The sequence below is a fragment of the Absiella sp. AM29-15 genome, assembly GCF_003434225.1.
In the GTDB taxonomy this organism is placed as follows: Bacteria; Bacillota_I; Bacilli_A; order Erysipelotrichales; family Erysipelotrichaceae; genus Hoskinsella; species Hoskinsella hominis.
In genome coordinates, this window is sequence record NZ_QVFL01000001.1 from 288,631 (window position 1) to 310,431 (window position 21,801).

At 31.1% G+C, this 21,801-nt stretch carries 32 protein-coding genes; 5 read left to right on the forward strand and 27 right to left on the reverse strand.

Annotated features, from left to right (window positions below; translation table 11 throughout):
- The 8 genes from DW761_RS01440 to DW761_RS01475 form a co-directional block, all read right to left on the reverse strand.
- Positions 1-663: a hypothetical protein gene (locus tag DW761_RS01440; protein ID WP_117516210.1), complete on the reverse strand. Its 663-nt coding sequence runs from the start codon at positions 661-663 to the stop codon at positions 1-3.
- 168 nt (positions 664-831) lie between these two features.
- Positions 832-1,170 carry an FtsB family cell division protein gene (locus DW761_RS01445; protein WP_117452663.1) on the reverse strand — a complete coding sequence of 113 codons (339 nt, stop codon included), beginning with the start codon at positions 1,168-1,170 and terminating at the stop codon, positions 832-834.
- Positions 1,106-1,564, reverse strand: a complete 459-nt coding sequence (gene yabQ, locus DW761_RS21790) for a spore cortex biosynthesis protein YabQ (protein WP_117452662.1) — start codon at positions 1,562-1,564, stop codon at positions 1,106-1,108. The genes DW761_RS01445 and yabQ overlap by 65 nt, the downstream gene beginning before the upstream one ends.
- Positions 1,564-1,866, reverse strand: a complete 303-nt coding sequence (gene yabP / locus DW761_RS01455) for a sporulation protein YabP (RefSeq protein WP_117452661.1) — start codon at positions 1,864-1,866, stop codon at positions 1,564-1,566. Before yabP ends, yabQ begins: the two co-directional genes overlap by 1 nt.
- Positions 1,867-1,919: 53 nt before the next feature.
- The gene (locus DW761_RS01460) at positions 1,920-2,396 is read right to left on the reverse strand and encodes a hypothetical protein (protein ID WP_117516211.1); all 477 of its coding nucleotides are present in this window, start codon (positions 2,394-2,396) and stop codon (positions 1,920-1,922) included.
- A complete protein-coding gene (locus tag DW761_RS01465; protein WP_117516212.1) occupies positions 2,393-3,016 on the reverse strand; it encodes a class D sortase in 624 nt (207 codons plus the stop codon). The genes DW761_RS01460 and DW761_RS01465 overlap by 4 nt, the downstream gene beginning before the upstream one ends.
- Before the next feature lie 68 nt (positions 3,017-3,084).
- Positions 3,085-3,372 (reverse strand): RNA-binding S4 domain-containing protein, encoded by a 288-nt coding sequence (locus tag DW761_RS01470; RefSeq protein WP_117452658.1) that lies wholly within the window; start codon positions 3,370-3,372, stop codon positions 3,085-3,087.
- A 30-nt stretch (positions 3,373-3,402) separates the two neighbouring features.
- Positions 3,403-3,897: an AbrB/MazE/SpoVT family DNA-binding domain-containing protein gene (locus DW761_RS01475; RefSeq protein WP_117452657.1), complete on the reverse strand. Its 495-nt coding sequence runs from the start codon at positions 3,895-3,897 to the stop codon at positions 3,403-3,405.
- A gap of 197 nt (positions 3,898-4,094) precedes the next feature.
- Here DW761_RS01475 and DW761_RS01480 point away from each other — a divergent pair, with 197 nt between their 5' ends.
- Complete coding sequence (locus DW761_RS01480; RefSeq protein WP_117452656.1) at positions 4,095-4,343, forward strand: helix-turn-helix domain-containing protein; 249 nt, start codon at positions 4,095-4,097, stop codon at positions 4,341-4,343.
- A gap of 39 nt (positions 4,344-4,382) precedes the next feature.
- Here the strand turns inward: DW761_RS01480 and DW761_RS01485 are convergent, their stop codons facing one another.
- The 10 genes from DW761_RS01485 to DW761_RS01530 form a co-directional block, all read right to left on the reverse strand.
- On the reverse strand, positions 4,383-4,685 hold the full coding sequence (locus tag DW761_RS01485) for an MGMT family protein (protein WP_117452655.1): 303 nt from the start codon (positions 4,683-4,685) through the stop codon (positions 4,383-4,385).
- Between the two features lie 9 nt (positions 4,686-4,694).
- Positions 4,695-5,642 carry a hypothetical protein gene (locus tag DW761_RS01490; RefSeq protein ID WP_117452654.1) on the reverse strand — a complete coding sequence of 316 codons (948 nt, stop codon included), beginning with the start codon at positions 5,640-5,642 and terminating at the stop codon, positions 4,695-4,697.
- Between the two features lie 5 nt (positions 5,643-5,647).
- On the reverse strand, positions 5,648-6,526 hold the full coding sequence (locus DW761_RS01495) for a DUF4240 domain-containing protein (RefSeq protein WP_117516213.1): 879 nt from the start codon (positions 6,524-6,526) through the stop codon (positions 5,648-5,650).
- 5 nt (positions 6,527-6,531) lie between these two features.
- Entirely contained in the window at positions 6,532-7,104 is a 573-nt protein-coding gene (locus tag DW761_RS01500; protein ID WP_199483645.1) for a hypothetical protein, read from the reverse strand.
- Positions 7,105-7,116: 12 nt separating this feature from the next.
- Entirely contained in the window at positions 7,117-7,485 is a 369-nt protein-coding gene (locus tag DW761_RS01505) for a hypothetical protein (RefSeq protein WP_117516214.1), read from the reverse strand.
- Between the two features lie 46 nt (positions 7,486-7,531).
- Positions 7,532-8,047, reverse strand: a complete 516-nt coding sequence (locus DW761_RS01510) for a hypothetical protein (protein WP_147323295.1) — start codon at positions 8,045-8,047, stop codon at positions 7,532-7,534.
- A complete protein-coding gene (locus DW761_RS01515) occupies positions 8,026-8,442 on the reverse strand; it encodes a hypothetical protein (protein ID WP_117516216.1) in 417 nt (138 codons plus the stop codon). Before DW761_RS01515 ends, DW761_RS01510 begins: the two co-directional genes overlap by 22 nt.
- Before the next feature lie 112 nt (positions 8,443-8,554).
- The gene (locus DW761_RS01520) at positions 8,555-9,061 is read right to left on the reverse strand and encodes a cob(I)yrinic acid a,c-diamide adenosyltransferase (protein WP_117516217.1); all 507 of its coding nucleotides are present in this window, start codon (positions 9,059-9,061) and stop codon (positions 8,555-8,557) included.
- 79 nt (positions 9,062-9,140) lie between these two features.
- Entirely contained in the window at positions 9,141-9,464 is a 324-nt protein-coding gene (locus DW761_RS01525; protein ID WP_117516218.1) for a TIGR04076 family protein, read from the reverse strand.
- Between the two features lie 151 nt (positions 9,465-9,615).
- Positions 9,616-10,041 carry an SMI1/KNR4 family protein gene (locus DW761_RS01530; protein WP_117452648.1) on the reverse strand — a complete coding sequence of 142 codons (426 nt, stop codon included), beginning with the start codon at positions 10,039-10,041 and terminating at the stop codon, positions 9,616-9,618.
- A 193-nt stretch (positions 10,042-10,234) separates the two neighbouring features.
- Here DW761_RS01530 and DW761_RS01535 point away from each other — a divergent pair, with 193 nt between their 5' ends.
- Entirely contained in the window at positions 10,235-10,624 is a 390-nt protein-coding gene (locus tag DW761_RS01535; protein ID WP_117516219.1) for a hypothetical protein, read from the forward strand.
- A 117-nt stretch (positions 10,625-10,741) separates the two neighbouring features.
- Here the strand turns inward: DW761_RS01535 and DW761_RS01540 are convergent, their stop codons facing one another.
- The 3 genes from DW761_RS01540 to DW761_RS01550 all read right to left on the reverse strand — a co-directional run bounded on the left by DW761_RS01540 (position 10,742) and on the right by DW761_RS01550 (position 11,826).
- Positions 10,742-11,014: a PD-(D/E)XK nuclease domain-containing protein gene (locus tag DW761_RS01540; RefSeq protein ID WP_233512998.1), complete on the reverse strand. Its 273-nt coding sequence runs from the start codon at positions 11,012-11,014 to the stop codon at positions 10,742-10,744.
- Between the two features lie 33 nt (positions 11,015-11,047).
- Positions 11,048-11,437, reverse strand: a complete 390-nt coding sequence (locus DW761_RS01545; RefSeq protein WP_117516221.1) for a hypothetical protein — start codon at positions 11,435-11,437, stop codon at positions 11,048-11,050.
- A 116-nt stretch (positions 11,438-11,553) separates the two neighbouring features.
- Positions 11,554-11,826 carry an AAA family ATPase gene (locus tag DW761_RS01550; RefSeq protein ID WP_117516222.1) on the reverse strand — a complete coding sequence of 91 codons (273 nt, stop codon included), beginning with the start codon at positions 11,824-11,826 and terminating at the stop codon, positions 11,554-11,556.
- Between the two features lie 164 nt (positions 11,827-11,990).
- Here DW761_RS01550 and DW761_RS01555 point away from each other — a divergent pair, with 164 nt between their 5' ends.
- Complete coding sequence (locus DW761_RS01555; protein WP_117516223.1) at positions 11,991-13,511, forward strand: RNA-binding domain-containing protein; 1,521 nt, start codon at positions 11,991-11,993, stop codon at positions 13,509-13,511.
- Between the two features lie 145 nt (positions 13,512-13,656).
- Here the strand turns inward: DW761_RS01555 and DW761_RS01560 are convergent, their stop codons facing one another.
- Positions 13,657-14,592 (reverse strand): helix-turn-helix domain-containing protein, encoded by a 936-nt coding sequence (locus DW761_RS01560; RefSeq protein WP_117516224.1) that lies wholly within the window; start codon positions 14,590-14,592, stop codon positions 13,657-13,659.
- A 196-nt stretch (positions 14,593-14,788) separates the two neighbouring features.
- Between DW761_RS01560 and DW761_RS01565 the strand changes: the two genes are divergently transcribed.
- Entirely contained in the window at positions 14,789-16,075 is a 1,287-nt protein-coding gene (locus DW761_RS01565) for an FtsX-like permease family protein (RefSeq protein WP_117516225.1), read from the forward strand.
- 2 nt (positions 16,076-16,077) lie between these two features.
- Positions 16,078-16,923 carry an ABC transporter ATP-binding protein gene (locus DW761_RS01570; RefSeq protein ID WP_117516226.1) on the forward strand — a complete coding sequence of 282 codons (846 nt, stop codon included), beginning with the start codon at positions 16,078-16,080 and terminating at the stop codon, positions 16,921-16,923.
- 136 nt (positions 16,924-17,059) lie between these two features.
- Here the strand turns inward: DW761_RS01570 and DW761_RS01575 are convergent, their stop codons facing one another.
- The 5 genes from DW761_RS01575 to DW761_RS01595 form a co-directional block, all read right to left on the reverse strand.
- Positions 17,060-18,484 carry a hypothetical protein gene (locus tag DW761_RS01575; RefSeq protein ID WP_117516227.1) on the reverse strand — a complete coding sequence of 475 codons (1,425 nt, stop codon included), beginning with the start codon at positions 18,482-18,484 and terminating at the stop codon, positions 17,060-17,062.
- A gap of 46 nt (positions 18,485-18,530) precedes the next feature.
- Positions 18,531-19,931: a PTS transporter subunit EIIC gene (locus DW761_RS01580; protein WP_117516228.1), complete on the reverse strand. Its 1,401-nt coding sequence runs from the start codon at positions 19,929-19,931 to the stop codon at positions 18,531-18,533.
- Between the two features lie 114 nt (positions 19,932-20,045).
- A complete protein-coding gene (locus DW761_RS01585) occupies positions 20,046-20,885 on the reverse strand; it encodes a PRD domain-containing protein (RefSeq protein ID WP_117516229.1) in 840 nt (279 codons plus the stop codon).
- Positions 20,886-21,365 (reverse strand): PTS sugar transporter subunit IIA, encoded by a 480-nt coding sequence (locus DW761_RS01590; protein WP_158553729.1) that lies wholly within the window; start codon positions 21,363-21,365, stop codon positions 20,886-20,888.
- 145 nt (positions 21,366-21,510) lie between these two features.
- Positions 21,511-21,789 carry a DUF2087 domain-containing protein gene (locus DW761_RS01595; protein WP_117516231.1) on the reverse strand — a complete coding sequence of 93 codons (279 nt, stop codon included), beginning with the start codon at positions 21,787-21,789 and terminating at the stop codon, positions 21,511-21,513.
- Positions 21,790-21,801 lie beyond the last annotated feature (12 nt).

Below are 21,801 nucleotides of genomic sequence, written 5' to 3' on the forward strand. Positions count from 1 at the left end.
TTATTCATCATCAAACACGCTTTCAAATATCACTTGTGTTTCCTCGCTCATTTTTCTAACAAAACCACTTAATGATACCGCCGTAGGTATCCCATCTTTGTTTAATCGTAAGGGTTTCTGTGTACTTTTGGTGGGGCCAAAACGTAAATTCTTTAAACAATCTTTTGGTAGAGGGCGTGCCATAATCTCACTGCCATGCATACTTAATGCCGCAATTTCTGCGCAACAGGTTTGTGGTTCTTGATGCTTTTTATGTGGGATTTCCTTTTGTTCATCTTCTGATAGAATAGTTGTGATTGTTTCTGGTAATTCATCTTGATGGTTATAAAATTTTGCATTTGCACAGGCGTAATAGATAGCACCATTTACTTTCCTTCGACATATTGCTACATCTTTTGGAATTAGTGCGCCATATGTGTTCCCTGTGTTTGTCACAAGATATGTAAATGCATTTACTATCTTTTCTACTGGCATTCTTGCCATAACGCATAATGTGCCTTGTAGTAAAGCAACAGGATACAGCACATCCCCTTCTTTTAGACGCTTGATGGAAGGCATTTTTGAATGATGGCTTCCATAAATAACAGATAATGGTCCAGTATCTTTTGCTTTTTGTAACTCTTTGATATGTTCTTTTGACCAGAATGTAATATATCCTGCCATATGAATACCTCCTGCTATTTTTTAATTATAACACTTCTTTTCGCAAGTTTAATTATCAAATAATTTTTTTTACTGAAAAAGCAAAGATATGCCTGGATTCTATCAGGCAACATCGTTTTATAAAGATATCAAAGCACAAAAAAACTATACATGTATTTATGTATAGCTTTATTCATCCTTATCTGTTTCTGCAGTATTTTTACTTGGAAGCTTGAATACCTGTTCTCCAGGTTTACTTACCATGTATTTACCACGAGCAAAACGTTTCACATATTCAGGATCATTTAATTTGTTTTTTTCATCCGTTAACTGTTCTTTTTGTGTTTCTAAACTAGAAATTGCTGATTCAGATTCCGTGATTTCCTTACGTAGATTCATGGTTGTAATGAAATCAGAAGCAGCCATCCATATCATAAAGCATGATACTAAAATTGCCACAAGACTAAGAAATGTCCGAATCGGATGCTTTTTCTTTTTTACTTTTTTTGTTTCGTTTTTTTCTGACATTCCTTCTCCTCCTCTTCAGCATTTTTACAGGTACTTTTATTATACCAACTATTTTTGAATTTACAAGGAGAATTTTATGCTGTAAAGGTTTAAGAAAGCGCTTGATTCCATTGAAAAATTGTAAAAAGACCGATAAATAAAAGCGATAATAAATCATGATACCTAAAATAAAAAATAAAATAAGATACGCATCTGTGACGCCACCATTGATATGAAACAAGCCATAGAATAAAATCATTGTGAAAACGATAGGATACAGGAACTCCAGCGCTGCCTTTAAGAAACCAAAACGAAACGCTTTTTTGAAGCTGACAAGCATACTAAAACCAAAAGCAAAAACCCAGCCCATAAGAAAATGATAGAGAATTGATTGTACTTGGGTCGCAAGCAACATTATTTAAAGATTTTACTAATCATGGATTCTGAATTTTTGCCTTTTTTATTACTGACATAAGATAAAGATTCGATGAGTCCTCGAATAATGACATCTCCTCTTTCTGTGTCCAGCTTGCCTAATGTCAGATCCTTGCCACTAATGACCATCCAGCCTTGGGCGGTTTCGAGTAGAAACTCGCTGGCATCAAAACTGTCAATCTGTTTTACTCCTGTGATTTCTAATATTTTACGATCCTTTAATACCACATTATGGTAGGGATTCGTTTCAAAGCGTAATGGATTGCTAGATGTATCTTCCATAAATGAAACCTCCTTTTTCTCTATAGCTTATGATATAAAAAAACAGATAGAACTTATTTACTATCTGTTTTCTTTCTCTGTATAAAGCCAATCACCAATAATCCTGCTTCCGCAATAATCGCTGTTATCAAGGAATACGTACGTATCTGTTGGAAAGTATCTGCCATATCTGTCTGAATCACATACGCTTCATAGATCCCCTGAAGTTTGGCTGAAATAGATGTAATCATAGATTCATCTAAATGATAAGCTCCAGCTTTTGATACCTTTTCTAAAGCTTCAGCGCCTCTTTTTTGAATATCTAAAGAAGATGTGTTATGTTCAATATCTTTTGGTGTAACAATGGCTGTTAATGTTTTCTCATCAACGCCTAGTTGTTTAGCAATATCCTGATAAGAAGTGTGAATTTTATTCACGATTGTTTCAGAAGTAGGTGTAGATGGTTCATAAACAGCTGGTATAAAGGTGGATACAAATACAAGTATGCCTGCACATAATATTGTATATAATACGGATTTTAAATATTTCATTTTACATCCTCCCGTATCGCTGGACCGGATACTAAAGATGCATACACAAAGAAACGCTGTGGGGCAGGTGATTGATCAAATGGGTAACAGCTGTACATGATAAGATATTCTTTTTGGTCATTTAAACAATCTGTATCAAATTCTTCTGGTGTCATGATTTTGATATCATATACTTTATACTCATAATTTCCCCAACTAGTTTTTAGTTTCACGATATCGCCTTTTTCTACATATTGCAGCTGGTTAAAATGTGTCCCATTATGACCTGCCAATAAGATGGGACGTCCTTCTCCTGGCAAGCCGCTGTTCATATATTGTCCAACACCGATATCAAGAATTGATTCGTTATCTCCATAATATACAGGCTTATCTAAATGTACACGATCAATAGAAACATTGGCATATTGTTGCCCCTCTTTTGGAATTTTGATATCTTTTTTATTAATCAGTTTTTGCCCTTCTGACACCAAAGTTTTTACTTCTTCTACAGCATCTTTTGCGCTTTCTGAAGCTTTTGCATATGTTTGATCATATTGCTTCTGAAATTGTGTTCGATAGAATAAAACTACTGCTATACTACAGATCAATGCAATAAATACTATTATGATTTTATTTTTCATATACCCACCTCACTTCATTTGTAAATTATAACAGGTTTTGATTTGATATCAAAGAAAAAAGATATTCTCTAATCCTGGAGAACATCCTTTACATCTTCCTTTTTAATTAATTTTTCTTCTATTACCTCAAACATCAATGCGGCATCATTTTTATTTACCTGTTTGGGTGTAGATAAGACACGTACACTTAATTCACGATATCCAAAGATAACCTTAATGGTATCTCCTGGTTTTACATCGGTACTTGGTTTCGCTATTTTTCCATTCACGTAAACACGTTCATTGTCTGCAAGCTCTTTGGATACAGTTCTTCGTTTTAATATACGTGCGGTTTTTAAGTATTTATCTAAACGCATGATATCACCTCTACCCCAATAGTTTACCATTTATTCCTGTTGTTGGCGAGATAAAAGTTGTACAAATGCTTCTAATGCATAGGTTTCTTCCTGGGTTAATTCTTTTTTATCAAATAAAACCACAAAGGCCCCGTACCAGTCGCCATAGGCATTGATGGGATAAATAATACCACCATATTCTTTTGGATCTTTTTCATACACCTGACGAGGTTCAAAGACACGTTTACGATGAATATGACAATCTTCTAAGAAGGATTCCTTCAAAACAATCTCTTTCTTATGCAGCCATTCTTCCTGTATAAACATGACAGTATTTTGATACATCGCATGTAATGTAGAACACATAATTTCAATTTCTTCCATATGTTTTGACATCGCATCAAATTTTTGTATGACAATTCTACCGTTATCTATAAAAAATTCTATAGAATCTCCTTCTTTCAAACGATATTGCTTCCTTATCTCCTTAGGAATGACCAGTCTTCCCAGATCATCTAATCTTCTAACAATTCCTGTCGCTTTCATATTTATGACACTCCTTCATTCATTGTACTCATAGTATGCTCATGTGTTTTTTTTATATACAAATGAAAAATTTTGTCATTTAAAAAGTAAAATAAAAAAAATAAATATTATATATGTGATAATAACTTTAAAGGGTTAACATTTAATAAATAAAAAAGAGTAAAATGGGTATGTCATAAGAAATAGGAGTGATAGACATGATTAAAACAACTGGAGATGCTTGTTGCGACAGAATCCACGAACTTTGTGAAGAACGTAAAATTTCTTTAAACAAATTAAGTATCGTTTGTGGAATGACTCAGTCAACATTAAGCAACATTACTTCTGGAAGAAGTAAGAACCCAACTGTTTCTACAATCAAAAAAATCTGTGATGGATTAAACATCTCATTGACAGACTTCTTTGATTCAGAACACTTTACTAATTTAGATCAGGAAATTAAGTAATTGGGTAAAAAAAGCCAGGTCCTTATGGATCTGGTTTTTTTATACGCTGATTTTCCAAAGACATTGTTTCATATCCACTTTGCCAGATGGTTTAAAGACAACATGCTCTGCTTCTAAAAGCGCACGCTGTTCCTCCCATCCTGCCACTAAGGAACCATCGCTGTGTACAACACGATGGCATGGATAATCACCAAAGTAATCTGCATTGCGCAATGCTTTTCCTACCATACGACAGTTTTTGGGATGTCCGCATAGTTTTGCGATCAACTGATAAGATGCGACACATCCTTTTGGTATCTCTTCAACAATCGCATAGACATTGTAGTAAAAATCTTCATTCATCTAATCACCTTACTTTATTTGTAATATTTCTAAAACCCGTTTATTGCCAAGGGTTTTCACCAACTGTTTATAATTTGCCATACGTTCTTTATAATCTACTTTTGATTGACACATAAAAGATTCTTCTTCACATGCCTTGTTATCGCAAAAGTATACATTGTTTTTGATATATAATCGTATGGAAATCCCTTTGATTTCACCCAATTTCATGATACCACCATAATCAAATTTTACACGATTAGAGAATTGATGGCAGGTTGGACAATATGCTCCATTTTTTAAATTAAACACCTGAATAGTAATCATATCATCTTTCACTTCATGTGATAGATAATCAAATTCATAGCTGATAGCTTTCACAAGTTCTTCTACTGTTGAGATAAGTGAAAAGTCCACGACTTCTGTTTTTGGTTCAAAATGAATATCCCGAAGTAATGTAGTCCCCTGTATTTGCGCCAATGTTTGTAGATACCATATCCAAAAATCAGCTTCTCTTTGTTTTCTGGCATTTTCATCAGCGGATTCATCTTCATATTTATAAATCATACATGCGCAATATATTGTATCCAATTCTTCATATTCTAAATCTTCATCATTGTTGTTTTTATGATTATCATGCGATTCATTTTGTATCATATAAGCAAATGCCTGATATAGGTATCCCAGCATAAAATGCTCGTTAGTTTTTAAAACATTTTGGATATCCTCCAAATATTCGTTCATGATTTGTCTATGGTTCCATTCTTCTTGTTCATGATTTTTCATATATGTAAGGATTTCTGCCACTTTATTTTTTGGATAAATGGAATCAGGCCATTCTGATAATATTTTTTCCATACTGAAAAGTGCCAGTTTATTTCTTTCTTTTTGTTTTGCGCAAAGTAACTGGCGTGTCATAAGCAATAATTTGCCTGTATCTTCGATTTCCTGTATTGCTTGTACATAGATATCTTCCATTAGATCTACCCCTTTTTTAAAATGTATTCTATCAATAATTGAATATTCTCACATTTCTTACATAAACCTCCGATATAGACTTTTGTTTGACCATCTTCCATGATATAAGTAGCTTTGCGTACTTGAAATACATCATTCTTACAATTGGAACATTTTTTTATTTTAAGCTTTGATGGTTGTGTAGATTGGTTATTTATATTTATTTCCTTTCCACATGAAGCACAGATCAATTGTACTGTGTTGGTTTGTTGATCAAGTTTTATTCTAAATTCCTCTTGTTCGCAAGTACAGGCGATTGCCTGCATGTCTAATGGTTCCTTCGTCAATGATTGTAAGTAATTATCTACATCCTGTATAGTGATTTCTTTCCATCCTTCTTCATTACTCATTGTTTCATAAGAATATTTTGTTGTATGTGGATAATCATACGGGTGTAATTTATGGCATCTTGCCCAAGCAAGTTCTGGTACTGTTAATATTGCCTCAAAACCAAGATCACTCTTTAATTTTTTTCTACCTGCTACTACTGCATTATAATATGGCTTTGCGTTGATCAAGGCAACACAGCGAGCATACAAAAACTCATCTGCGGAAAAGTTTTCACCTTTATAAACACTTTGCGCAATCTTTCTGGTATCTAATCGATACAACAACTCTGCCATCATTTCATCAAAAGCAAAAATCAAATCATCGCCATATTTCGCCAATAATGCAATCAATGGTTCTAACACCGCATAATCATCTCCTTGTTTATCCCAATCCAGATAATCCGTAAAATAGAAAAAATCAATAGGTGTCATCTTTTTACTATGTAATATAAATTGTATAAAAAGTGGTGGTTTATTAGGTCCTGGCATTGCATAAAAACGTTCTTTTTCTGGCATTATATTCACCCCACATTTTCTTTATAATCCGCATATGCTTCATCAATGATATGTTCAAATCGATGATAATCTTCCCATGTTCCTACAAATTCTAAAGGTAAATCACAAAGATCATTGACTACCCAGACATTGTATTCATGGATATATTGTTCATAATATGCGCCCACAAATGGTAATATTTCATTACTGAAATCAGATATCCATAGCTTTCCATCGCAGTAATCTAAGAAAAAATCAACACCCAGCATTTCTTCTTTTCTAACCTTTTCTAATGCCTCTGGTTCATCTTCATGTATTTCGCCTTCAAAGTGATGTTGAATGATCCATGTCATAAAAAATCCTATATGGTTTGCGGCCATACGTTGAATTTGTATTTCATTTTCTTCTGTAATTTCCTCTGGCTTTTTCTTATACAGAAATAAAAAATTCTCATACGCCGCATCATAATAGTTATCCATACGATCGTAACTACTTTCCATACGCACAACATTTTTACCATATTTCCATTCTCTTTGCTGTTTTTCCGGTTGTTTTTCTTGCGTATTTTTTACTTTTTTAAACTTATCAAATAATCCCATTTTATACTCCTTTCACAGAATCCATTGTGATTCATTTATTATCTGAAAATCATTACCTAATTCTTTTTTTATATCCTCCAGCAATGATAAGCCAGTTTCGTATAAAGCTTTTCGCTCATCTTTGTGCATGAAAAAAGGCCCGGCTGGATCCTTCCAATCTATCAAAGACAATATCTTTTCATCATATGCTTCCAATGCTTCTATTAACGCTTTTGATAATCCTAATGATTGATAGGAAATTTCATACCCATAGATATCTTCTGTTGCCTGATCTTGCGCCCATAAGCTTGTGGCATAGTATTCTGGCATAAAGCGTAATTTATATTTCATGCCTGCCTGCATTTTGTTTCCAGAATATATCGTATCAAAATGTTCTATCATCTTATCACCTCTGTATCTCATAATGTCACAATTATAGACAATATTTTTATGAAGTTAAGTAAAAATTAGATTTCATTATCAGTTCCTTTGCCTGATTTATTTGTTTTTCATGCCATTTTGCGTACATGTTTTCATCATTTAGAATGGTGAAAAGCTCTTGCGCAATTGCTAAATGCTCCATATGTTTTTGCATATATTCTGTATAGTAATCGATTTGGGCTTTATCCATCCACGCTGTTTTATTTTTTGGATCATTTGATGAATTTTGATATAACTCCAACAAATTCTGGTTTGTTTTTTCATATTCATTTTTAGATTCTAATAATAAATTTAAATCTTTTTTTGCGCTTTCTTTATCATTCATACCTAAATAAAACGCGGCATTTTTTAGCAGTAAAATATAGTTTCTTACATCTAAAATATCCGATTTTTTATATTCTTTTATATAGAAATTTTTAATAGCTTTTATATCAGGATATTGATCAAAAAATGGAAAAAGTTCTTCTGTAATTAATTCTTTTATATCCTGTATTGCCATTTTTATATTTTTTTTGTTGAACAATCAAATACAAAAGGAAAGTTCTTTTCAGCTGCGACTTTACAAAACGACTCATCACTTTTTTCATCATAATATACCATACATAATGGATAAACATAACCTTTCAATTTACGAATGCCTTTATTTGTTTTCCTAATAGATGTTACTTCTATCTCATATACAAGCTCACGGTAAATCTTACAATAACGCTGTCTGGTTTTTGAAACTTTATGAAACCCATTTTGTTTTAATAATTCAAGAATATTTAATTTAATTTCTGAATCGATCATTGTTTTGATTTCCTTACTTGTCAATTCAGAAGCAACAATCTCATCATATTCTGATATTCTCCATGGTTTATTCTTTAAACACTTTTTTAATTCCTGATTAGATAAATTTGATTTCATTTTTAAATTCATAAAATGTATAAATCTAATTGCTACCACTATTATTGATATAAATACAATTAATTTCAATACTTTCACCTTCTTTTATCTTATCCATTCCTAAAACATAACTCATATCTTATTCTTAATATTCCACTCCTTTTCTGGCTGGTATATTTTGATCATATGGGTGCTTTTTCGCAATCATTTCCGTTTCATAATCGCATAATTCTTTTAATCTTGCGTCTGGATTTCTTCCAGTTAATACAATTTCTTTTGTGTCATGGTTTTCTATTAAAAATTTTAAAACACGTTCTAAGGAAATCATTTCCAAACCAATTACATCCAGTATCTCATCTAAAATTATACAATCATATCCAGTAGATGATGTTACTTCCTGCCATAGCTGTTGTTGAGCTATTATACACTTTGTCTTTTCTGTTTCATCCATTTGAAAATAGAACTTTCTGAATGGATAATGATATCGTACATCTATATGGGGTTGATTTTTTAAGAAGATGATTTCCCCACTTGTGCCATCTTTCAAAAATTGCGCAATCAAACATTTTTTGTGATGACCTGCCATACGTATCGCAAGACCAAGTGCAGCAGTTGTTTTACCTTTTCCTGAACCGTGATAAATATGTATCATAAAACACCTCCATATTTACCTTTAGTATATCATTTTTTCTTATATCTCTATAGAAAAAAAGTGCCCAATTTTCAGACACTTATAATTCATTTTCTGCATCTTCATCTAATGCTTCTATCAAAAAACTAACAGGACGAAACCCATCGTTACAGGATATCATCGCAGACTTTTTGTTTTTCATCCAGCCTTCATAAAAATCTTCTGCGCCATGTGATAATGCCATCACAAAAGACGACATACTTTCCCATGCACTATCGCACATTCCTTCAGGCTTACACCATCCATTTGTGATAAACACCATGCCTTCTTTCATATCACAAGCATGCTCTATTGAATTTTCATATTGCGCCATTAAGTCCTGATAACACGCAACTCTCATAACTGTAATTTTACATTTTTTCATAAACTATCCTGCCTTATTTAATCTTTGAAGATTCTTTTGCGTATAATTAAACATAACCACATTTGGGATATACGCAGCATATAACTTAATCAATATAAGTTAACTTCTCTCATTTCCATATCACATTTACAACTTTTCATATCATCAACTCCTATTCATCCCAATGCTTCGGTTGTGATAAGCATTCTTTGAAACTATTTGCGACAAAATAGCATTCATCTTCTTCCCATCCCATATCACCTGCACATACAGCATAAACTGATGCATCATCATATCGCATATTAAAGATGTAGAAATTGCCACATCCATCCATCGCAAATGGATAAGCAAACGGCATAAATTCAGAGAAATGATATAAGTCATAATATTCAATGACTTCTTCTAATGCTAAAAACTGATACTCTCGCTCGCCATATAAAAAGATACCACCATTGCTTTCAGATATCAATGTCTTATAATCTTCTGGAACCACTTGCGAAGGAAAGTTTTGTCCACGTAACCACGCATATAAGTTCTTGAAATCGTCATTAGTTGCGCCTTTATTTCTGGTATATATTGTATCAAAATGTTCTATCATCTCATCACCCCATTTATCTCATAATGCCACAATTATAGATGTTTTTTTACCGTAAGGATGTTTCAAAACACCACATTTATAAACATTCATTATATCTCCTATTACCATTATAACAAATATAGTTCTAAATTTTAAAATCGAATATGTAAATTGATAATACATGTTATAATTGTAACAAAGGCTGGTGGTTCATATGGTACAATATGAAATGTATTTTACAAATGAATATACAGAAGAAATCATTTCAGACTTGTGTAATATCATGAAATTACCTTATTCAGATGAAAAAGTAAATAAAGCAATGTCTGAAAAAGATATTTATAGTAAAGATAATTTATTAATTATACAAAATGAAGAGTGCTTTATATGTACGAATTGTAGTAATATTGAATACATTTACCCACTTATTATTCGTTGTCCTGATGCTTTATCAGAAGCTGTAAATCAATGTATGTTTATATGGGATCAACAGATTAGACTAGAATATTGTCAGGAACCATCAAAGGGTATTCCAAATGTTTATGGTAACGATAACACTCTTTTAAAGTATTTAGAGGATGTTTATCAAATGAGATTTTTATAAAATATTATATAAGTCACATACGATCAAAATATTAATTTTAAATTATACGTTTTATAAACAATAAAAAAGGCGAATGTATATTGATGATATGCACTCGCCTTTCTATTCATTACCATTTTATATATGTGTAATTTTTTCAATCAAACATGTATGTTTCTTATCCTTTTTCGCATAATTAATGCCAACAAATAAACACTCTTCTGCATAGTTGATTTTTTCTATATAGTTCTTATCTTTAATTTGCTGAATTGCTTCTTCAGCTGTTTTATCATATTTTAATTCTAAAATGATTGCAGGATAACCTGATATTTTAGGCGTAAACAAGAAATCTACATATCCTTTCCCTGATTTATCTTCTCTTGTGATTTCGTAATCATTCCTTGCTGACAAATAACATAGTGTGATAACACAAGACATACTGTTTCACTCTGTGCACCTGTCGGCGTCGTTATTATACTGCAAGAATGGTATCTCTTTATCATGAGCAATTTCAATCATTTCCGCTACTTTATCAGCATCGCCATCCATTGTAGCCTTTAATATCTCATTAGATTGTCTTACGATTTCTGATACTCCACCCATGTATTCTTCTTTTAATACATTTTGAAACTTGATCATTAATTCATGATTAGGTATCATTAAAAAGCCATATATGACCATGGAAGATAAGATTTCATCACGTGTATCTAATTGTAATTGTGCAGCATTATATCCTTCTAAATCAGCTCTTACTGGAATTCCAGAAACCATCTTCACAACATCTTCTCTTACTGCTTCTACATTATATTTGATACAATTTGAAATTTCATGCATTGGTCCTGTTTCTGTCCAATAGTTTTGACATACACCATCACTTAAAGCATTATTTACTGACCTTGGATTAAATAAACTACTACCATCACTTAGATGATATCCATCATACCAGTATTTTAATTCCTCATATGATACATCTTTACAATGTTATTAAAATATTCTTGAAAAGAAGTCCATGGATCAGGCAGCCTACTTAAATCAATATAAATTACATGGTGTTGATTCATATGTTCTTCAAATTCAGCTATTTTTGATATTTTTAATCCTTTGAATAATTCTCTACTATCATAACCTTTTGCGAAATAAGCAGCCAACATATTTGTATATCCTTTATCCAAAAACAGGCAGAAGACTCCAACTTCAATGGCGACAAGTAAGTTGGAATACACGCTGTGCACCCTTTAGATGTGAATGCAGCAATATGAAAATCTTGTCTTTTCTTCCTTCTTGTTTCTGTTTTTTCTATCACAATATTCCACATAATCTTTATAAGCATTTCACCTCTTTTCATGCTATCATTAGCTTAATTACAAAATAGAAAGGAGAGAATTAGATGAATCTAAATAATTTACAAGCATTTGCTCATAGTTTGATAGAGAATAATCGTGCTGAATGTGATTTTGTGGAATACAAAAAATCTTATAAACAAGAGGATAAGATTTTAAAAACAATTTGTGCATATGCGAATAATTTTATGAATCGAGATTATGGTTACTTGTTTATTGGTATTGAAGAACAAGATGATAAAGCTAGTGGTGTAAAGGCTATTCCTATTAGACCTATTACAGGTTTATTAGAGGGAGAATTAGAAGTAGCTGAAAATCATATAAAGTCTTTATTTAAGTATATACAGCCAACACCAACATGTCATTTCATCTCTGATCAAATTGATGGTAAATGGTATTTCATCGTTGTTGTAGAACCTAGCAATCGTTTAACAGAAGTCATTGATAAGGGAGCACATAAAACAAAACTTTCTAAAGGTGGTCGCTATATTCGTGTAAACAGAGATACTGTATTGCCTAATACTAGACAAGAATATGAGTTATTAAGAAAATTTGCAGGTTATTCATTTTGTGATGATTTTCATGCAACTGCAACCCTTGATGACTTAAATTATGAATATATGAAAGAATATCTTGTGAAAACAAATGCTGCACAAGATTTAAGAAAATTGCCAAAAGAAGAAATGGCGAAAATGCTAAAACTTATTGGTGAAGAGGAATCAAATAAAGACAAAATAAAGAACTTTGCTTTGTTAATGTTTGCCGATCGACCTGAAGATTATATTTCAGGTGCTCATATTGAAATTATTACAGAAAGTAGAGATGGTACTTCTAGGATGAGTGCAGAAAAGTTTGAAGGTCCTATTTGGATTCAAGCTCAACAAGTTAGAAACTATTTTAAAGACAGAATCGAACATTCCTATACAATTAGAGAAAGTGGAAATATTTATCATCGCATCGTCAAGAATTGGCCAGATATCGCTTGGAATGAGTTTTCAACGAATATGATTTTACATAAGAACTATGATAATCCTAATTATGGTGGTATTTATGTGTATTCAGACCATATTTCCTTTGCAAACCATAATCGCCCATTACCTCCTGTTTCCATTAAAGATTTAAATGAAAAAACAATTTTTGATATTCGTGCTTATTTAAATCCACAAATCAAAGATATGTTTTATAAGCTTCATTTAATTGAATCCTATGGTTCAGGTATTAGACGAGCTAAAACAGCTTTAAAAGAAAATGGCAATGATGCACCAATGTTTTTACCAGATAATGAAACAGACGATTATACACAAGTGATTATGTATATCAATAAAGAATATAAAGAATATGAAGATCTAGATAATAAACCAATTCAAAATGAAACAATCAAATTGCCTAAAAATCAGCAAATTGTTTATGACACGATTTTAAATAATCCAGGATTAAGAATTCCTGCATTAAGTAAATTATGTGGATTAAAAGAAACAAGTGTTGATAATGCAATTAGACAATTAAAGAAACATAATTTAATTGAATATATCGGAAATAAAAAAGATGGAGGTTACTTCAAAAAGTAAAAAGTACGGATTAAAGTACGGATTAAAGTACGGATTAAAAAAAGGGACTATAATGGTTAATTCAAATGCGTTCGTAATTGCTAATATCAATCAACTGTACTATGTATCTAATAACGCTCTACTCCTAATATAAAATTCATCTTTTTCAAATAATTACCCACATACAAATCCAAATTATGATGTTTAGGATTACAAAGACAACATTGTTTTTTAGAGAAATATCTTTATCCTTTTTCACTAACCAATCCGCATAGAACAGATATCCTATGTTTAATAAAATGCCAAACATGATCCACAAACCAAATAGCATTCCTTTTGTTGAATTATTTTCAATATGACAAAAAAAAGCTAAGATAATCGCAAGAATGATAAAGATAACGATGTCTAAAAATACCACAATTGTAGATACTGACATACGTTTTGCGTTTTGTTGGTCTTTTTCATTAAGAAACATCTTTTCTCGATATTTGATATTTAACACGATAATGGAAACAAATATATCTAAAGCAAGGATTCCACAACTTAATGCTGGCATCCATACAATATCTAAGAATATATCCATAATGAAGCTTAAAATCAATACAGAAACAAATACCTGTAGCGAGTGCATTTCAAAATCCAGTAAAAAATTTGTAAATTCTTTTTCATTATATCGAATCTGATCATCATATCCTGCGATAAGTGAAAACTCCTGATTGTTGATACAATATCCATAAGCAATAATAATTGTGCCACATACCAAGTTCAAAACTACCACATAAATCATATTCGTAATATGTGCTCCCTTAAAATATATTGCGACCATATAAATCAAAGAAAGAAGCAGCGACAAGCAAAATCCCCTTGTGAGCTTTTTTTGACATTCTACTTGTTGAAATGTATCATCAATTTGAAGTAATGTATCAACATGTATATGAAATATATTGGATAGTTTCGTGATACTATCAATATCTGGTTCAGATATATTACGTTCCCAATTACTGATTGCTTGTCGGCTCATACAGAGTCGATCTGCCAAATCTTGTTGCGAAAGTTTTTCTCTTTTACGATAATATTGAATTTGTTTGCCTATCATTGCCATAAGAATACCTCCTGTTCACAAACAGCATATAGGATACTAATGGAAATGTCCAGTAGATAAAGCGCAATGGTTTGTTGCGAAGAGTTACAGCTTTGCTTATTTACCAAATATGTCAAATATTTAACCAATCATGTAAATAACTTCGCCATTTTCTTCTATTATATTTATAATAATAGAGAAAGAGGTGGAGATCATCATGAAAACAGTACAACGTGCAGTATTAATGTTACGACGAAGTAAAAAAGAAACGATATCCTTTATCATGACATTAACAATATCCATTGGATTACTGTATTTGTTCGTTAATCTACAAATTGCGACAAAGCAAAATGAAATTAATATATTGGAAATCAGCGATACAACAGATTTAATTATGTTAATATTCACATTAGCAATTGCTGGGATTTGTGCATGGAACAGTTTTAACGCAAATACGTTTTTCCAAAAAGCAAAATCAAAAGAGCTGTGTGTTTATTTAAGCAGTGGAATGAATATTGTGACATTGTCAAAATATTTATTAGTCCAAAATTTTATCCTTTTAATAATTTCTACCATTTTAGGTGGTATCCTTGGCATAATCTTTAATCCCATTGTCAATCTTTTGATTATGATACTTACATCAACATCTTTGCCATTATTCAACATTACCATATATGGTACACTTACCTGGATAGCGATTCTGATTTTTGAATTTATATTTATGGTCATGTCAAATGTTGGCTATGCCTATCGTACAGAATTAAAATATCTTTTAGATAACAGTCATCGTTTAGATATTGGGGATACCCGAATGTTTAAAGCAAAAGATCCTTTATATTCTGTATTCTTTATTTTAGGCGCGATTATGCTGCTTATCCTGCCCGCAAAGGATATTTTTCCGATGGTAGGCTGTGTTATCGGTATTTTTGGTCTTCAAGGAATATTGCGATATGCAATTCCAAAACGTTTAGAACTTATGAAAAATCAACATACAAATCTAAACTCTGAGAAAATATTAATCGTCGGTGCGCTATACTCATTAGTAAAAACGATGTGTTTTTATATCATTATTTTATTTGCTTTATTAATCCTGATGAGTTGTTTCTTGTTTGCTTATGATATGTCAAATTATATGCGAATTGTTTTATGTATTGGCTATATGCTGCTGCTTATTATGATTGGAATCAGTATCTACTATAAATTAATCATTGAAGCAAAAAAACAGGTAGATGAATATTATCACCTACAGTTGCTTGGTTTCTTGAAAAAAGATTTAGAAAACATTGTAAAAAAAGAAATTCGTTTAATATTCTTAATCATATTGGCTGCGCCATTCCCCTATGCCATCATTATAGGTTTGAGATTTTTATTTATACAGAAGATAAGTTTCATTTTATGTTTATATGTTTTATTAAGTTATATAGTAGTTCTATCCTTGATTGGTTTATTTACAGAGCATATATATCTGAAAATCATTTTTCAAAAAGATAAAGGAGAAGAATAATCATGGAAAAAATAATTGAAGCAATAGATATTTCAAAAATATATGGCAGTCATTATGTTGGAAAGAATGTTACCAACAACCCAATTGCGGACGTTTTTCAGGCAAAGATTGCGGAGGTCATCAATAAAGTTCCGACAACCGTTGCACTTGATCATGTGGATTTAACGGTTCATCGTGGAGATTTTGTCTGTATTATGGGACCTAGTGGATCTGGTAAAACAACCTTGTTGAATGCAATTTCCACAATAGATCCTCCCACAAAAGGAAAGGTTCTGATCGAAGGTAAAAATATCAAAAAAATGGGAGATATTGAGATTGGAAATTTCCGCCATCAATATTTAGGTTTTATCTTCCAGAAATTCAATTTATTAGAAAATCTAACAGTTTTTGAAAATATCGCCATACCATTAACCATTGCGAAAACTAGTGATAAAGAAATTGAAACCCGTATTTTTGATATTGCAGATAAGGTAGGTATTAAAGAATTATTAGATAAATATCCAACGGAATGTTCTGGTGGACAATGTCAACGTGTAGCCATCGCCAGAGCATTGATTACTAATCCAAAACTAATTGTTGCGGATGAACCTACAGGAAATCTGGATTCCAAAAACTCTCATGAGATATTGCAGTTATTGAAAAAGTTAAATAAAGAAGAAGGTGTTACCATCTTAATGGTTACGCATGATTCTATGATTGCAAGTTATGCAAAACGTTTATTATTTATTATGGATGGCAAGATTGCGCAGGTATTGGATCGTGGAGATATGAAACAAAAAGAGTTTTATCATCAGATTATGGAAATCACTTCACATGAAGCAATGGAATTATTAGAAGACGAGGAATAATGAAAAAGTGATTTATAGTATATTACGCTATAAATCACTTTTTTCTTTTCATTACAAATTATGAGCGTTCGTTACAATATCAATTGAAAAATTTTATATAGAGTTCCTCCATTTTAGCGATATAATTATATAATCATTAATTTTTAGGTTCATTACCTTTCTCTAATTCTTCAATTGCCTCTTTAAATTGAGGTAAATAATCTTTTTCCAAAATTAGTAGCTCATTCAAAGCTGCCTTTGCATGATCATAAGAATTAATTAGTGGATTCGCTACTAAAGCTTCTAATGCAGCATGATAACTTCCAGTAACGGCAGCCTCCACAGCCAATTTTTCATATTCTTTAGCTGCATATATTTTACTCATCATATGTCCTGGCAATTTTGGAAAAGCAATTGGATGTATACCAGAAGCATTTACTAATGAAGTTGTAGTACATACACAATTAGGATCAAAATCTTGAATTGTTCCCATGCTTCTTACATCAGGACTAAAAATTTCATTTGTATTATTCCATAAAGCATTAATCAATGTAATGCCTGCTTCTCCATAGCCTTTTCCTCCACGTGTATTGCATGCAAGCTGATATGCTCTTGGATCTAGTTTTTCATATAATTCAAACGTTCTTTTTTCAATTACTTTAACACATTCTGCGCGTGTAGCATTTTCAGGCATTGTTAAATCATCAATGACATCACCAACATGTTTTTGTACATGTTTAACCATACCTTCCCAGTGATTTTTAGAATATTTCTGTAAATCTTCAAAGTTTCCTGGAAAATCATAATAGAAACCTAAATATGGTCCCATTGGGATATAGCCAATAAACTCTTGTAAACTTACATCAACAAATTCTTTTCTTAATGCTGGTAAATTTATTTCTGACCATTTTAATAGTTCTTTGAATGCGTCATTTGTAACATCTTCCCCTTTATAGAAGACTTTACACCAAATCAAATGATTTAAGCCAATTACTTCTACAAATACATCATCAGGATTTTCCTTTCCATAGATTTCTTTCATCGCATTTCGAATAACTGTTGGACCATTGCATAAACCTGCAAATTTAATATCTGTATGGCGATTTAAAGCTTCCGCAATCATGCCTGATGGATTCGCCAAGTTTATTAAATAACAGCCAGATTTAGCATATTTTTTAATTGCGTCTGCAATATCTAACATAGCTGGAATAGTTTTAAATCCCATAATCATGCCACCTGGCGCTGTCGTTTCTTGACCAATTAAACCATGTTTGAAAGGAATTGTTTCATCTATATTTCTCATATCAGATTTACCTGGACGAATTGTAGAAATAACAAAGTCACAATTTTTTACTGCTTCCTCAAGATTCATTGTTAATATGATTTTGGTATTCATTCCAGCATCTTTAAACATCTTTTTTACATAGTTTCCAGTACAATTTAGACGATAACTATCTATATCCATTAAACGCCATTCTTCTACTTTCATTGTTTCTCTTCTTTCAATCAGCATTTCTGCGATATCAGGTAAATAACTTGACCCTGATCCAATGTTTGCTAAAATCATTTTCTTTTCTTTCATAATATTTTTCCTCCTGTTTTTTATATCATATAGATTAGATTTCTATTTAATAGACCTTTTTATTTTTTTTCTGTAAGATTAACATTATTACAAGAGCACAAACAAACGCTATCCCAGCTCCTATACATCCATGTAAGAAATTAGTAGATGGACCTCCAATAAATCCCATAACATTTAAAAACGAACTTGGTCCAAATACATAATAACCTACATTCATAATACCTATATATAAACCAGAAACAGCACCTGCAATAGCTGTCGCAATCAAAGAATTTTTATTATTCAAAAATACTCCAAACACGCCTGGTTCAGAAACACCTCCAAGAAATAATGAAACAAAACAAGTAATGCCAAATTGTTTCTTATCTACTGATTTTTCTGTAAATATATATCCTGCTAAAGCACCAAGCATAACCCAATTGCCAATTACCATTGCTATTGGTAAGAATGTATACTCAACACCAGTAGACATAAGTGTTGTCACGCAAATGAAGAAAATTGGTTTTGTAAATCCAAACACAATTGAAAATACGCATAATGCTCCAACAAAAGCAGTTTCTAATGGTCCTGCTACACTATATAACCATGCTATAAATTGACCTAAAAATACCCCAATATAATTACCAATTGGTCCTAATAAACATAGACTTATTGGTAACATAATTAATATTGTTCCACAAGGTACAAAAATTACTTTTATAACATCAGGTATGTAGCGATTTAAAAATCTTTCTAAATAACTTTGAACCCAAGGTATTAGCATCATTGGAATCAAAGAATTGCTATAATCTACTAACGGCATTGGTAATCCAAATATAGTAAACGATGTGCCTTCTTTAATAATCTCTGTCAAAGCTGGATATAGCATAAAAGCTGCTAACGCCAATGTTATCAATGTATTGCATTTAAAATGTTTTGAAGCTGTGTAAGCTATCATTATTGGTAGAAAGTATAATATAGCTTGAGATACATAATAAAAGTTCTTATAAATATCTGATTCTTCACTTACAAGTTTTAAAAATTGTGGTCCTATCAAAACTGCAATCATATTGAAAATACCGATAACTACAAATAATGGTATCAATGGCGTTATACAAGCAGAAAATACATTTAATATATCATTACATATTTTCTTAATTGACCATTTTTCTTTTTGATTAAGGTTATCTAAATCTTCATCAATTTGTGATGTTTTAGCTAAACCCGTAATGTCGATTACTTCATTGTATACAGATTCAACTGCTGGTCCAATAATAACTTGAATTTCACCTGAACAAATTTGAACACCTACAACTCCTTCGATTTGTTTAACATCTTCTAAATTAACTAATCCTATATCTTTTAAGTTGAATCTAAGTCTTGTCATACAATGAAATACATTTGAAATGTTTTCCATACCACCCATTTTTTCTAAGATTTTTTGAGCCATTTCTCTTTTATTTTTCATTTTAATTCTCCTCGTATTTTTTTATAACGAATCATATTCGCGCGCAATATGATTTATTACTATAATAAAAACCTCACAAATTAGCTGTTTATAAGCTCTTTGTGAGGTTATGCCCTAATGGTAACAGTCCTCGTTATTACAAAGTCTATTTATATGTAACATAAGATATAACATTTCTTCTTCACTTATGTTCCACTTCAATTCTTCATCAAAATATTGATGAATATCTTTAATACATTGATAAGTATATGGAAATTCGTCAATCATTGTTTGAAATAATTTTTCATTATCACTTGATAATGCACTTTTTTTATTTCTCCGCTGAATCAAATATTGTACATGTGTAACAAATCTACAATAATTGAATCCGTCTTTATTTATTTCAATATTAAGGTTTCTTGTTAATATTTTACATATTTCTTCCATAAGATGATTGATATTAATATCGTTGTTTATATTTTTATCATAATGAGTTTCAGCTTCTAGTAAATGCATTGCGATAACTGCTGCTTCATCTTCTGGTAATTTTATTTGAAATCTCTTATTTAATATTTTAACGATATATTCACCAATTATCATTTCTTCATGGTGGAGATATTTCATTTCATAAGTAATACCAAATTCAAATTTAACTCCTTGTTTATATCTTTTTATTGCAAAATTTATATGATCTGCTAATGTAAAAAATAAGTTAGGATTTAATTTTTGTTGTAGTTTTGATGATGCATAATCAACAATTTTAGTAGATAAATTTACAATATCCTCAGGTAATTGTTGAATAAGATCAATGTATCTTTCATCGACGTCATAATAAGTTCTTGCTATTTTACTTAAATCTTTTATTTCACTTGGCATTTTTTCAAATCCAATACCTTTGCCAGAAACAATAATAATCTGACCCAAGCTATCTCTAGCAACAGCAAAATTATTATTAATTTTTTTAATTAATTCCATTTAATCACCACTTTCAAATTCAATTATTTTATCTCCTGCTATTATATTACCATTTAAAAGTCTTTTTTTATATCTAAATTTATCACCATTTAATAATATAATGATTGTTGACATATCTATATCATTCTTTTCCATATACTGTTGATCAAACGTTATCAGTTTTTCCCCTTTTTTTATTTTATCCCCTACAGAAACATATGATTGAAAATGCTCTCCATTAAGATTTACTGTATCAATACCAATGTGAATTAATATCTCTTTTTTATCCTTTGTTATTATGCCTATTGCGTGTTTTGTTGGAAAGAGTGAAGATATTTTCCCATTACATGGAGCTTTTATTGTGTTTTCACTAGGTATTATCATAACCCCATCCCCTAGTGTTTTAGAAGCAAATACATTATCTTTACAATTTATAATATCTTGGCATACTCCTGCAACTGGCGCACATAAATCGTTATCTTTTTTAAATAAATTCATCATAAGTATCCCTCCTACAAATAAAAACTCTCGCATGACTAACCTATAATGGTTATGCCTCACGAGAGTTACAGTCCATTTAATTCGCTTACATATTAGCATCAAATGAAAACGCTGTCAATGCTTTTTAGAAACTTTTTTAGTTGATTTACTTATTTATATAGTAACAACTACCATCTTTCTCACGCATTAGAAATTTATAATCTATTAAATATCTTCTAAGTAAAACAAAATCATCATAAACAGGTTTTAAAATTTCATTTACTTCTGCTTCAGAATATTTTTTGTTTTCATCAAATTGTGTTGCAATCATATTTAACACTGCTATTTTCTTATTTTGCTTTTTTGGCATCACATTTAAGTGCATTGGTTCTAATGTCATAAAATTACTTACATCACTTATCTTTACATCATTATTTATTTCCATATCACTTACCTC